This window comes from Streptomyces sp. NRRL F-2664 (assembly GCF_000719345.1).
Classification (GTDB): Bacteria; Actinomycetota; Actinomycetes; order Streptomycetales; family Streptomycetaceae; genus Streptomyces.
Genome location: NZ_JOFX01000038.1, coordinates 48,053 through 60,639, shown reverse-complemented (window position 1 = coordinate 60,639; position 12,587 = coordinate 48,053). Strand labels below are relative to the sequence as shown.

Below are 12,587 nucleotides of genomic sequence, written 5' to 3'. Positions count from 1 at the left end.
GACACATCACGAGTGATCAAAGTGGCAATCATCGACAACCTCCGCCGAAACAGACCCGGCCACCACTGCTCACACCCTCGGAAGCAGAAAGAACACCCCACCAACGAGATGCCCCATACCGACACACACCACCCTGACCACCCCCCTTCACCAAACCATCCACCCCGCGTAACAAACCCGCCACAAGCCCCCAAAACACACCAAACCACCCCCCACCACCACCCCACCCCCTAACCCAACACCACCCCACCACCACCAGCCCCCAGACGACGCCTGACCAGGTCCTCCTGCGCCAACCGGCGAAGGAGCTCAAAAATCGGCGCACACACCGCCAGGACCACCACCGCGCGCTCCGCCAGCAACACCGGATCATCGATACCCGCCGCGCGCTCCAGATCCAGGCTCGCCACCGACCCCGCCAACCGCGCATACGCCACCAGCTCAGCCGGCGCGTACTGCGCATCCAACCGGCGCAACTCCCCCAGAGCCACCCGCAACCCCTCCACATGCGGCGAACTCTCCGGCACCCGCCACCCCAGCGCCGTCAGCAGCTCCGCCACCTCCGCCCCGGCCGCGGCGTCACCCTCGGGCAATTCCTCCGGACGGCCGGACCCGACCGGCAGGGCATAGCTGACCGCCCCCAACGCACCCTCGGCGCCCTGGGCCCGATCGACAGCCCCGAGAACCTCACGCGTGGCTGCGATCGACAGACCGCCGAGCGAGGTCAAAGCCTTGATCAACCGAAGCCGCCGAACATGCCCCTCCCCGTATTCGGCCAGGGTCGCAGCCGTCGCCCGCCCCGCAGGCAGCAGGCCCTCCCGCAGGAAGTACTTGATGCTGGCGACCGGTACGCCGGTCGTCCGGCTGAGCTCCGAGATCTTCATTGCGGCTTCCCTGCTTCTCGGTCGTGCGGTCCGGCACCGAGCTCCCGGCGTCGGCAATTGGACACCACCCACAAGATACTGCCACTATCCACTGGCTGGATACCTGAAGTATCCAGTTCGTCCATGCAGCCAGCCGCCGCACCGGAGAGTCGATGCCTCAGCCCACGCCGCCGCCCCCGTCCGTGCTCCGCCGACCCCGACTGTGGATCGGGACGGGACTCATCGCCGCAGTGGTCTCGATGCTTTTCGCCCTGCTCTACGTAGGCGGCAATGTCGACCCCAGGGGCAATCTGCGCGACCTGCCCGTCGCCCTGGTCAACGCCGACCGCGGCGCCCCGGCGGGCGGCGGCGGCCCCCACGTCAACATGGGCGACCAGGTCGTCTCCGGGATACAGAAGGCCGCCAAGGGCGACAAGAGCATCGACTGGCAGGTCCTGAGCCGGGCGGAGGCCGACGAGCGGCTGGGCAAGGGCAAGCTCTTCGGCGCCCTCGTCATCCCCGACGACTTCTCCGCCACGGTGATTGGGCTGACGGCGCCGCAGCCCGCGCCGCAGGGCAAGGCCGCCCCGCCGACGCTGACCGTGCTGACCAACCAGGCCGCGGGCAGCATCGGCTCCTCCATGGCTTCGCAGGCCGCGCAGAAGGCCGCCCACGCCGCTTCCTCCCAGCTCGGCCAGGAGCTGCTGAAGCAGGCCGGGTCCCAGAAGGCCCCGATCCCGACGGCTGCGCAGCTCAAGCTGGCCGATCCGGTGACCGTGACGGTCACCGACGGCCACCCCGTCGGTCAGCGCAGCGCCATGGGCCTGAGTGCCTTCTACTACGCGCTCGTCCTGGTCGTCTGCGGGATGCTCGGCGCCAACGTGGTGAACTCGCAGGTGGACACCGCGCTCGGATACCTGCACACCGACTTCGGCCCCTTCAGGAAGCGCGAACCCGTCCAGCACACCAGCCGCGTCCGCACGCTGGCCATCGGCATGGCCCTCATGCTCGGTCTGTCGCTGGTCATGGGCACCCTGGTGGAGGTCGCCACGGTCGCCGTCCTCGACATGGACGCGTCCCACCTGGGCCTGCTGTGGCTCTACTCCGTCGCGACCATCGCGGTCGTCGGCATCGGGAGCCTGGCCCTGTTCGCCGCATTCGGCACCCCGGGCATGCTGATCGCCACGATCGTCTTCGTCGCGATGGCCGTTCCCTCGTCCGGTGCCACCGTGCCCGTGCAGGCGCTGCCCGGGTTCTTCCGCGGTCTCGCCGAGTTCGAGCCGCTGCGCCAGATCACGGAGGGGCTCCGCTCCCTGCTCTACTACGGGGCCCAGGCCGACGCGGGGCTCGCCCGGGCGTGGGTGTCGATGGGCGTCGCCCTCGTCGCGGCGCTGCTCTTCGGCTTCGCCACCACCCGCCTCTACGACCTCCGGGGCCTGCACCGGATCCCCCGGCCGGGCACGGACACCGAGACCGAGGCCGCGACCGAGGCCGCAGCCGCAGCCGGGACGGGCGTCGGGACCCGCAACGGAACCCCCGTCGGAACCCGCCCGGAGACCCACGGCGAGTCCGACCCGGCGGCCCCCGCCGAGGCCTCCACGTCCTCCGAGGCCACCGCACCCGCCGCCACGTCCTGATCCGGCCCTCGCCGACCCCCGCGCGGGGCTCGCTTGACTGGTGGACGGCGCGACAGGTAGGGAGAGGCTGTTCATCGCGCAAGGTGTGAAACGGGGGACCTATGAAGCCGCTCGAATCGGGCGATCCTACTTCGCTCGGCGACGGCCGCTACCGGCTGGTGGGACGGCTCGGCCAGGGCGGCATGGGGGTGGTCTACCTGGGCCGCTCCCGGTCGGGCCGTGCGGTCGCCGTCAAGGTGGTACGCCCCGAACTGAGTACCGAGCCCGGCTTCAAGCGCAGGTTCGCCGACGAGGTGGCCGCGGCGCGGCGGGTCGGCGGCTTCCACACCGCGCCGGTGGTCGACGCCGACCCGGACGGGGAGCCCGCCTGGCTGGTGACCGCTTTCGTGCCCGGACCCACCCTGCAAGCGGTACTCGCGCGCGTCGGCTCGCTGCCCCCGGACACGCTCACCGTCCTGGCGGCCGGCCTGGCCGAGGCCCTGGAGGCGATCCACCGCGCGGGGGTCATCCACCGCGATCTGAAGCCCGCGAACATCATCATCGCGGAGGACGGGCCGCGCGTCATCGATTTCGGCATCGCGCGTGCCCTGGACGGAACGTCTCTCACGCAGACCGGCCTGCAAGTCGGCACGCCGGGGTTCCTGGCACCCGAACAGCTCACCGGCGGCAGGGTACTGACTCCCGCGGTCGACATGTTCGCCCTGGGGGTGGTGCTCACCCAGGCGGCGGGCGGAGCCCCGTTCGGCGACGGTCCGTCCGCGGCCCGGCACTACAAGGTCGTCTACGAGGAGCCGGACCTGACCGCGGTGCCCGCTGAACTCCGCGAGGCGATCGGCGCCTGTCTGGCCAAGGACCCGGCGGCACGGCCCACCCCGGCCGCCTTCCTCGGCGCTCTCACGGTCCGCCACCCGGACGGTGACTCGTGGCTGCCCGCGGCGGCCACGCAGCTGCTCCCGCCCCCGGAACCGACGGTGACGGCCACCGCCCCCGACAGCCCGCCGGTGAGCCGTGCGGAGGAGCTGTCGGAGAGCCCGCAGGCGGAACCACCGGCCACCCCGCAGCCCCTGCCGACGTCGGACACCGCCCGGCCCGGCGTGGCGGAGCCCCGTACGGAAGAGCCCCGTACGCCAGAGCCCCGTACGCAAGAGCCGCGTGCCGAGCGGCCCTTGGCGGAACAGCCCCGAACGGTGACGGGACCCGTGGTGGCGCCCTCGTCGTCCGCAGCCGCGACCGCGCACGCCCCGCATGCCCCGCATGCCTCGCACGCGCAGCAGGCGGCGACGGAGCGGCCCCGGCGTCGTCCCGCCCTGGTGGCGGCAGCGGTCGTGGTGGCCCTCGTGGCTGCCGGCCTGTCCGCGTGGCAGCCCTGGAACGATTCCGCCAAGGACAGCGCGAAGCCCCCGGCCGAGTCCCCCACCGGATCGGCCTCCGCCCCGGGTCCCGCCCCGTTCCCGACCGGGCCCCTGCTGATCCGGCAGGACACCGCCCCGGGCTGGCCCGCCACCTGCCACGGCGTCATCGCCCGCCGGGACGCCGGGACGGAGAAGCCGGTACCGCTGATCGCAGGAGGCGCAGGCGCCTGCGACACGCTTCCCCAGTGGTCTCCCGACCGGAAGTCGTTCGCGTTCACCCGCACTACGCCGGAGGGCACGGCCGTGTGGACCGCCGACGCCGACGGTTCGAACGCGCGCCGGATCGCCCCCATCGCCGCCGGCCGGGTGTCGTGGTCGCCGGACGGCAGCCAGCTGGCCGTGCTCCGCAAGAAGGACGGCGTGCAGCAGCTGTTCGCGGTGAGCGTGGCCGACGGGGCGTCCCGCCAGCTCACCTCGGGCTCGGCGCAGGTCGAGGATCCCGCATGGTCGCCGGACGGCAGGAGCATCGCGGTCTGCCTGCAGGCAGGGCCCGAGAACTGGCAGATCCACGTGGTCGACCCCACGGCCCCGGACCGCGCCCCCCAGCAGGTGACCCGGCTCCCCCACGCGGCACTCGACCCGGTGTGGTCACCCGACGGCACCACCTTCGCCTACACGGCGGGCATCTACGGCACGGGCACCCAGGGCGACATCCGCCTCGTGGACGCCGACGGCAGCGACGACCGCGGACTCGTCACCACCGGCGACCACGAGATGGACCCCACCTGGTCGGTCGACGGCGCGTGGGTGGCGTTCGTCCGTGGCCCCTACGAGAAGCCGGCGATCCGGGCCGTCCGCAAGGACGGGTCCGACGAGCGGGCCCTCACGCCGGGCGGCTCCGCGGAGGGGCACCCCGCCTGGCGGTGAGCCGCGGAATCGGGGCGCCGCCGGAGGACGCGGGCGTGGGCCGCGGCTCCGGGGCCACGTCCGCTGCCCGGTCCCCCGACCGGTCGCTGCGCTGCTCCGCTCCCTCCCGCGCAGTGCCTTCAACGCAGTGCCTTCCGTCCGCGCCGGAGGGGGCATGTTGACGCCGTACGCCGCCCCGCTTCCGCCCGCTCTGCCCGGCGGGAGCTACGTCGTGCCCGCCGGGCCGTCCCGGCTCCGTGGCGAACCGGTGCTGTGCAGCCGGCAAGCCCCGATTCGTGACGCCGTCACCACCGCCCGGATGCGGGGGCCTTCGGAACCGCTCACCGGCGTGGTGTACCCAGGCCCCGCCGCAGCGTTGACGCGCGAGAAGCGGTAGCGGCGGCGCGGACCGCGTGCCGGGAGCGGTAGGCGAGTGACGGTTTGCCGTGGGTGTCCGCGGCGGTGATCAGCAGACCGCCCAGTGCGGACAGGTCCGTCAGGAAGTGGGTGCGCTGCCGTGCGCGCTCCTCCGGGTCGTCCTCCGTCCAGAAGGCGTGTGCGGCGAGGGAGGTCGGCACCAGCGTGGCCGCGAGGGTGACCGCGGCCAGGCGTGGGGCGCGCCCCGTCGCCAACAGCAGACCCGCCGTGGCCTGGAGCGCGCCCGTGGCGCGCAGCAGTTGCCGCGGATCCGCGGTGGCGAGGGCCGGCAGGCGGTCCGAAACGGAGATGCGGTCCGCCGGCGGAGTACGGTCCGCCGGGATGCGGTCCGGCACCGTGGTGGGGTGCGTGGGGATGCGATCGGCCACCGCCCGTACGACGGACTGTACGAGGTCCGCCGACGCGGTGTCGGGCCGGCGTACGGTGTGCAGCCCGGCGGTGATGAACGGGGCGGCGAGCAGGGGGCGTGCGAGTTTTCGTAGGAGAGCCATGTCGCGCTGCTGCCCCGCCCGGAGGCGTCCATCCGGTCCATCCGGGCCGTACTGCGCGTCAGGACTCGCCGTCGATGCCCGTGACGGCGGGAGGACCGAGCGGGGCGTCCTTCTCCGCGAAGCCGAGTTCCTGGAGGGTGGACGACAGGAGCCGGACGGCGTCGGCCTCGGCGTTCGACCGGTCCAGGGCTTCGACTTCGAGCCGTACGGAGAAGGTGCCGCCCTCGTGGACCGTGAGCAGTTCCACGTCTTCCGTCTCGCTCAGGTCGGTGTGGTGCGAGGCCAGCCTCTTTGCCAGCTCGGAACGGGTCGCGTCGTCGATGTCCCTCAGGAACGTGCCGGGCACGGTGATGACGTAGGTGGTCACTGCTGCCTCCAGTCGGTCGGCTGGGCTGAGTTGTGTGGATGCCCCGGTATCGGCCTTCGAATCCCCCGCGGTGGGCCGGCGCAATCCCCGGGGCGACCGGTCGTGCCCGATGTGGTGAGGCCGTGAACGGTTGCCGCGCCACCGAATAGAGCCACCCATAACGGCCAGGAGAGGGAGGAAGGACATGGACGAAGACGAACCGGATGGAGGAACGACGATGAACTGGCGCCATGAGGCGGCCTGCCGGTGGGAGGACCCCGATCTCTTCTTCCCCGTCGGCTCCAGCGGCCCGGCACTCCTCCCGATCGAGGAGGCCAAGGCGGTGTGCCACCGTTGCCCGGTGCGGGAGGCCTGCCTGGAGTGGGCCCTGGACGGGGGTCAGGAGTTCGGGGTGTGCGGAGGCTTGAGCGAGGAGGAGCGCCGGGCCGCCAGGAGGCGCAGGGCGCGGGCTCGGGCGAGTCGTTCCGGCGGATCCTCCGGCTGATGCCCCTGATGCCCCGGCGGTGGCGGCGGGAGGGGTGTGGTGCGGGAGAGCGGTGCCCGCTCGGCTGCCCCGGCACGCCGGAGGGCGCCGCTTCCTCGGCGGTCAGTGGAGCCCTCGGTCGTCGCCGCGGAACGCGAAGGACTCGCCGATGGTGCGGCCGGTGCACTGACCGGCACATGCGCCAGAAGCGGGTGGTGAGGTGGTCGAAGCGGGTGGCGATCGCGACGCGGAATTGCTCGACGTGTATGCCGTGTTCGACCAGGTTGCGGGGCTTGAGAGCTCCCGGTCGGAGGCCGGCGGCCTTCCGGCGGCCTGAAGCCCGCCGCGCCCGGTCGGCCCTCGGATCCGCCGGTTCCGGCGTCACCGCACGGATGGCCCCCGCGCCGCACGAACCGGCGGATCGCCCCGGACAGTACGCCTTGTCCGCGGTGGGCGCGTCGGACCTGCGGCGGACCTGTACGGGCTCAGGACCGCAAGTAGGTGAGGACGGCGAGAACCCTGCGGTGGTCCGGCGCCGAGGTCCACGCCGGCTCGTCGAGCGCCGTATTCGTCCTGGAGGACGGCGTGGCGCTCGTCGGGTCCGACGCCCGGGCTGTTGAGCCGGTGTCCCTCGCGGTAACGGCCCGCCTTCCGCTCGCCGCGGGGAAGGTGAGCGACCTGGACGACGACTCGATCATCGTCAACGAGGCGCGGTGGAGCTGGCGGGTACAGCCCTGCAGGCGCACCGAGGTGACGGCTCGGCCCCCCGCCGGGACGGTGTGTCCGGCCCCTCGGGGCCGGACACACCGCGGTGCGGGGCAGGGCTCGCAGCACGCGCCCGCCGCGCACTCGCCACGGGGACGACCGTTTCTCCGTGGCCGACAGGCCCGGGACCACGCCTGCGCCACGGGCCCGGGGGATCCCCGCCTGCCTGCCGGGTGTCGTCCTCGGATCAGCCAGTCGTCCGCGAGGGAGCGGTGGCCGTGGCGTCCGCCACCGCGTATCCGGTCATCCGTACCGGTTCGGTCCCGGCAGCGTTGTGCCGTGCGGCCCAGTTCTCGAGGGCTGCCCTGCAGGCGTGGTCCAGGTGCCGGACGTCGGTCAGGTCGAGCTCGATGGGCCGGTCCTTCGGGAGTGCCTCCAGGGTGTGCAGGATGCGGGGCAGGCGGAGGAAGGTGGCATTGCCGGAGAGGACGACCACGATCCGCCCGCCGGTGAGTGGCCGCGTTTCGAGGTGAACGTGGGAGGTCTCCCATGCCGACTTCGCCACCGCAAGCACCAGTCCCAGCACCACCCCTTCGAACATGCTGGTGGCCAGAATGGCGACGGCCGTGATCACGAGGATGAGGAACTCGTCGCGGTGGCTGCGCCACAGCGCGACGAGGTCCTTGACGGGGATCAGCTTGCAGCCCGCGTGGACCAGTACGCCGGCGAGCGCTGCGAGCGGGATGACTCCGATCGCCGCCGGGAGCAGCGCGGTGAAGAGCAGGAGCCACAGTCCGTGCAGGATGCGCGAGGCTTTGGTCTTCGCGCCGGCCTGGACGTTGGCGGAGCTGCGGACGATGACCGCGGCCATGGGGAGCGCTCCGAGTGCTCCGCATACGGTGTTGCCGATGCCCTGCGCGACGAGTTCCTTGTCGTAGTGCGTGCGCGGACCGTCGTGCATCCGGTCGATCGCCGCTGCGCTGAACAGCGATTCCGCCGACGCGATCAGCGCGAAGCCCAGGACGGTGCCGAGCGCGGCGGCGCTGCCCAGGGATGCCAGGTCGCTTGCGGCGGGCGGTTGGACCGCCTCCAGGAGACCCTGCACCTGCACACTGGCGGTGTCCAGGCCGCCGATCGCCGCGGCGGCGGTGGCGAGGGCCACGGCGGCAAGCGGGGCGGGCACCCGTTGCACTCCGGCAGGGAGCCTCTTCCATCCGACGAGGACGGCGATGGTCCCCAGGCCGACCGCGAAGGAGGTGAGCGCGGTGCCGCTGGTGGCGATCTGCCCCATCAGGCCCGGGGTTCCCAGGACCTTCTCCGGTCCCGAGCCCGGCTGCTTGGCGCCTGCCATCGTGTAGAGCTGCCCGAAGATGAGCACGAGCCCGATGCCGGCCAGCATGCCCTGGACGACGGACACGGAGATGGCCCGGAACCAGCGCCCGAAGCGCAGCAGGCCGAGCGCGATCTGGAGCATTCCGGCGGCCAGCACGATGGCGCCGAGCTTGCCGAGGCCGAATTCCCGTACGGCTTCGAAGACGAGCACGGTCAGTCCGGCTGCCGGGCCGCTGACCTGCAGGGCGCTGCCGGGCAGGAAGCCCACGACCAGTCCGCCGACGATGCCGGTGACCAGGCCGAGTTCGGCGGGCACGCCCGAGGCGACGGCCACCCCGACACAGAGCGGCAGGGCCACGAGGAACACCACCAGCGAGGCGAGCGCGTCCTGGCGCAGCGTGGCGGGGTTCCCGCGAACGGCACGCATGAGTAACTGTCGTCCCGATGTCATGGCGCGCCGGTTCACAGGACGCCGAACGCGGGGTTGCCGTCGTCGGCCCGGTGCGCCCTGACGTAGCCGGTGTGCACCTCGTAGTACCAGGCGTGGAGCCCCAGCCGGCCCGCCTCGACGCCTTCCCGCACGCAGGGGTAGCCGCGCAGGGCTTCGAGTTGTGCGAGGGCATGGGCCTGCACAGCGTCCGCGACGTCGGACGAGTGGCCCGGCAGTGAGCGGACGGGCGCGTCCGCGGGTACGGCCACGTCCAGCCAGTCTCGGACGGCGGGTACGGAGGAGAGGTCCTCGCCGCGGACCACGGCCCCTACCGCGCCGCAGTGGGAGTGCCCGCACACGACGATGTCGCGGACGCCGAGCACGCGGACGGCGTACTCGATCGTGGCCGCCTCACCGCTGGGGCGGCCGTCATCGGGACAAGCCGGGACGATGTTGCCGGCGGTGCGGAGTTCGAAGAGCTCACCCGGGCGCGCCCCGGTGATCAGAGCGGGTACGACGCGCGAATCCGAACAGGTGATGAACAGGACTTCCGGGGACTGCCCTGCCTCCAGGGCCTGGAAGTGTTCGGCGTGTCGGGGGTCGGCGACGTGCAGGGCCGAAAAGGAGCGCGCGTTGTCGATCAGTGACTTCATGATGGCCTGCCTCCTGCGCCTGCGCGGCTTGCGGCCGGGGCGCGGTGTGGTCGGTCGGGTCGGTCGGGAGGGGTCGGGTGTGGCCGGGTTTCATCGGTGCCGCGTCTTCGGGGCATGCGTCACACCCTGTTGCGGCGGAGGGCGTTCGCAGCCGCAACTCCAATTTTTCTAGCACATTACCTATCGGTGACAGATTATTTACTGTCAGAATCTGTACAAAAATGAAACTTGACCTTGAGGCGCGGCTTCGGGCCCTCGCTCGACCTCGTCGGGGCCAGGTACTTCGCATCCGGAATCAGGAGCGCGGCGCCCTCAAGGCGTCTGCGCCCCGAGCCGTCCGCAGCCGTGCACCGGATCCAGCAGTCACCGAACGGCGGCGCGTGCGACTCGACTACTCTCAAACGCGTGATCGAGTACGTGCATCAGCTCGGAGCCGCCCCGGCCGTCGCAGGCCCCGCGCCCACCACCGCAACCCCCGTGGTCTGGGCCCTGAACACCACCATCGACGTCGTCGGCGGCCACCCGGTCGCCGACGCGGACTCCGTCCTCGACGGCGAGGAGCGCGAGCGCGCCGCCCGCTTCCACCATCCCGGGCTGGCCCACCGCTACGTCGCCTCCCACCTCGCCCTGCGCATCCTGCTCGGCATCCACCTCGACCGGGCGCCCCGCACCATCCGGCTGGGCCGCGAGGACTGCCCGTGCTGCGGCGCCCCGCACGGCCGCCCCAACATCCCCGGGAACCCGCTCCACTTCTCCCTCTCCCACAGCGGCGACCACGCCTACATCGCGCTCGCCACCACCCCCGTCGGTGTCGACATCGAGGAACATCCCACCCCGCAGACCATCACCGACGTCCTCCACCTCCTCCACCCCACCGAGACGCAGGAGCTCACCGCCCTGCCCGCCGAGCGGCGCACCACCGCGCTGGCGCGTTGCTGGGCCCGCAAGGAGGCCTGCCTGAAGGCAGCCGGTACCGGCCTCGCGAACGGCCTTGCCGACCCGTACGTCAGCACCCTCCCCCGACCGTCCGCGGTCCCGGGCCACTACCTCACCGACCTGCCGGCCCCCGCCGACTACGCGGCCGCTCTCGCCACCCTCCTCCCCGCCTGACGACGGTGCTCCGGCGGGCGCGCCCGTCAGGAGGCCGGGGGCGGAGCAGCCGGGCGGCCTGTCGGGGGTGGGCTCAGGTGCTCTTCAGGCGGCGGACGAACTCGTCGCCCAGGCGCCGCTGGAGGTCGGCCAGTTGTTCGTCGGTCAGGCCCTTGAGGTCACCCGGGTCGCCCCCGCCCTTCGCCGCGCCGTCCTGTTGCTTCTGCTGCTCGCGGCGTTCGAGTTCCTGCTGCTCGGGCGAGCCGGGCGCCGCGTACGCGCACCGGATGAGGGCGCCGTCGGCGGCCTTGAGGCAGGTGGCCTCGCGCCCGTCGACGGGGCCCCGCCCCTCCACGCGGTAGCGGATGTTCTGCTCGCTGCCGATGGTGGCCGTCCACGTGCTGCCGCCGGTGGGGACGATCTCGAACACCTCGTCGTCGTTGTAGCAGCAGACGTCCCGGTACTCGGCCTTGATGAGCGCCACGAGGGCCTTCGGCGAGGACCAGGCGGGATCGAGGCGGTAGACGGTCATCGGGGCGAGGGCTCCGCCCTGGTGGCGGGTCGGCACCGTCGACACGGCCACCACCGAGCTGGCGTCGCCCTGCGGGGTGAGGGGGGTGACGTAGGCACTGCCGCCGGTGGAGGCGCCGTGGCGGAGGGTGAACTCGGACTCGTTGCCGTCGTTGGCGCCGTCCTCGGATGCGTCCCAGCCACTGCGCTCGAACCACCAGTCGCCGAAGCCGCCCACTGCGGCCGTGCCCTCGCGCTGGCGCGCGGCGAGACTGAGCGGGTAGGAGGGGCCGGGGACGTCGGACGTGTCGGCGGTGACCGTGAGCCGGCCGGTCCTGCCGTCGTAGAGGGCCACGCCCGCGGGGCGTTCGGTCACGACCAGGAGCCCGGTCTGGCGCTTGAGGGGGACGACGACGACCGGATCGCCGTTCGAGCAGGTGACGTAGGCGTCGTCGGCCTCGAAGCGGACCCACCGCTTCACAGCCGAGATCTTCCGGCCGAGGTTGTGGGTGAACCAGCCGCCGATCCGGGCGTCCGCCTTCTCCACGTCGAAGGGGCAGCGCTCCTGGCTGCGGCCGGTGCCGCCGAGGGGGACCTCTTGCACGAGGCCGACCTCGTAGCCGGCGAGCCAGCCGCGACGCTCGACCAGGGCGCCGAAGCGGTCGGAATCAGGGAGGTAGGTGATGTCCGCTATCTCACCGGTCACGTCGCCCAGGTGCGGGGCGGCCTGCGCCTTGCCCACCACGTACGGGGAGCGGGCGGACAGTGCGGGCACCGGGTCGGTCACGATCTGCGCGGAGGTCATGTAGGCGCGGTCCTGCAGGTAGGCCCCGTACACGAGCCAGCCGACGGCGAGGACCAGCGCGAAGGCTCCGCCGAACCAGCCGAGGACGATGGCCGCGGTACCGCCGCCCGCGGGACGGCCGGCGCGCCGCCGGAGCCGTCGCAGGACCAGCCCCACCGCGATGCAGCCCGCCACGGTGAAGAGGGGCAGGGCGAACCAGGCGAACAGCTTGCGCAGTTCCCAGACCATGACGGTCGTGTAGTAGGAGGCGTACCACAGCACGAATGCCGTCGTCAGTACGGTCAGTCCCCAGCCCCATGCCCGTGCCATCGGTGCCCCCGCCCCCGGACCGGGCCCCCGCCCGGTGCCGCTCGATCGATTCTGCACCTCCGGGCCGGACCGTGTCAGCGGTCATGCGTCATCCACCGCGAGACATGGGCGGGCCCGCACGGGCCGAGTCGTACGCGCCCGTACGTGCGCCGGCGCGCCTCCGCACGCCCCCGCGGGAGGTGATGACCGCATGCTTCGCCACCTCGACCATGGCCTGCACCACCACGATCCGGAACG

Annotated in this window: 10 protein-coding genes; 4 read left to right on the top strand and 6 right to left on the bottom strand. The window is 72.4% G+C overall.

All coding sequences use genetic code 11. The features are described from left to right. Positions 1 to 230: 230 nt before the first annotated feature. A complete protein-coding gene (locus IF89_RS0127245; protein ID WP_030773509.1) occupies positions 231 to 884 on the bottom strand; it encodes a MerR family transcriptional regulator in 654 nt (217 codons plus the stop codon). A gap of 152 nt (positions 885 to 1,036) precedes the next feature. On the opposite strand from IF89_RS0127245, the gene IF89_RS0127240 reads away from it, so the two are divergent. Together IF89_RS0127240 and IF89_RS41005 are read left to right on the top strand one after the other, a co-directional pair. Continuing rightward, a complete protein-coding gene (locus IF89_RS0127240) occupies positions 1,037 to 2,500 on the top strand; it encodes a YhgE/Pip domain-containing protein (protein WP_078628548.1) in 1,464 nt (487 codons plus the stop codon). Positions 2,501 to 2,601: 101 nt separating this feature from the next. Beyond that, a complete protein-coding gene (locus IF89_RS41005; RefSeq protein WP_051807699.1) occupies positions 2,602 to 4,779 on the top strand; it encodes a protein kinase domain-containing protein in 2,178 nt (725 codons plus the stop codon). Between the two features lie 320 nt (positions 4,780 to 5,099). Here IF89_RS41005 and IF89_RS0127230 read toward each other — a convergent pair whose 3' ends face one another. Both IF89_RS0127230 and IF89_RS0127225 read right to left on the bottom strand, forming a co-directional pair. After that, positions 5,100 to 5,687 carry a DoxX family protein gene (locus IF89_RS0127230; RefSeq protein WP_051807697.1) on the bottom strand — a complete coding sequence of 196 codons (588 nt, stop codon included), beginning with the start codon at positions 5,685 to 5,687 and terminating at the stop codon, positions 5,100 to 5,102. Between the two features lie 58 nt (positions 5,688 to 5,745). Then, positions 5,746 to 6,054 carry a hypothetical protein gene (locus IF89_RS0127225; RefSeq protein ID WP_030773498.1) on the bottom strand — a complete coding sequence of 103 codons (309 nt, stop codon included), beginning with the start codon at positions 6,052 to 6,054 and terminating at the stop codon, positions 5,746 to 5,748. A gap of 217 nt (positions 6,055 to 6,271) precedes the next feature. On the opposite strand from IF89_RS0127225, the gene IF89_RS0127220 reads away from it, so the two are divergent. After that, a complete protein-coding gene (locus IF89_RS0127220) occupies positions 6,272 to 6,538 on the top strand; it encodes a WhiB family transcriptional regulator (protein WP_030773495.1) in 267 nt (88 codons plus the stop codon). Positions 6,539 to 7,469: 931 nt separating this feature from the next. Here the strand turns inward: IF89_RS0127220 and IF89_RS0127205 are convergent. Both IF89_RS0127205 and IF89_RS0127200 read right to left on the bottom strand, forming a co-directional pair. After that, positions 7,470 to 8,981, bottom strand: a complete 1,512-nt coding sequence (locus tag IF89_RS0127205; RefSeq protein WP_107047366.1) for a SulP family inorganic anion transporter — start codon at positions 8,979 to 8,981, stop codon at positions 7,470 to 7,472. 35 nt (positions 8,982 to 9,016) lie between these two features. Beyond that, entirely contained in the window at positions 9,017 to 9,637 is a 621-nt protein-coding gene (locus tag IF89_RS0127200) for a carbonic anhydrase (RefSeq protein WP_030773488.1), read from the bottom strand. 405 nt (positions 9,638 to 10,042) lie between these two features. Here IF89_RS0127200 and IF89_RS0127195 point away from each other — a divergent pair, with 405 nt between their 5' ends. Next, positions 10,043 to 10,747 carry a 4'-phosphopantetheinyl transferase family protein gene (locus IF89_RS0127195; protein ID WP_030773485.1) on the top strand — a complete coding sequence of 235 codons (705 nt, stop codon included), beginning with the start codon at positions 10,043 to 10,045 and terminating at the stop codon, positions 10,745 to 10,747. A 73-nt stretch (positions 10,748 to 10,820) separates the two neighbouring features. Here IF89_RS0127195 and IF89_RS0127190 read toward each other — a convergent pair whose 3' ends face one another. After that, positions 10,821 to 12,350, bottom strand: coding sequence for a hypothetical protein (locus IF89_RS0127190; RefSeq protein WP_030773482.1), 1,530 nt, complete (start codon positions 12,348 to 12,350; stop codon positions 10,821 to 10,823). Positions 12,351 to 12,587 lie beyond the last annotated feature (237 nt).

Coding starts and splice junctions, on each gene's coding strand:
- IF89_RS0127220 (WP_030773495.1), top strand. CDS start 6,272: ATGAACTGGCGCCATGAGGCGGCCTGCCGGTGGGAGGACCCCGATCTC.
- IF89_RS0127200 (WP_030773488.1), bottom strand. CDS start 9,637: ATGAAGTCACTGATCGACAACGCGCGCTCCTTTTCGGCCCTGCACGTC.
- IF89_RS0127190 (WP_030773482.1), bottom strand. CDS start 12,350: ATGGCACGGGCATGGGGCTGGGGACTGACCGTACTGACGACGGCATTC.
- IF89_RS0127230 (WP_051807697.1), bottom strand. CDS start 5,687: ATGGCTCTCCTACGAAAACTCGCACGCCCCCTGCTCGCCGCCCCGTTC.
- IF89_RS0127240 (WP_078628548.1), top strand. CDS start 1,037: ATGCCTCAGCCCACGCCGCCGCCCCCGTCCGTGCTCCGCCGACCCCGA.
- IF89_RS0127245 (WP_030773509.1), bottom strand. CDS start 884: ATGAAGATCTCGGAGCTCAGCCGGACGACCGGCGTACCGGTCGCCAGC.
- IF89_RS0127205 (WP_107047366.1), bottom strand. CDS start 8,981: ATGCGTGCCGTTCGCGGGAACCCCGCCACGCTGCGCCAGGACGCGCTC.
- IF89_RS41005 (WP_051807699.1), top strand. CDS start 2,602: ATGAAGCCGCTCGAATCGGGCGATCCTACTTCGCTCGGCGACGGCCGC.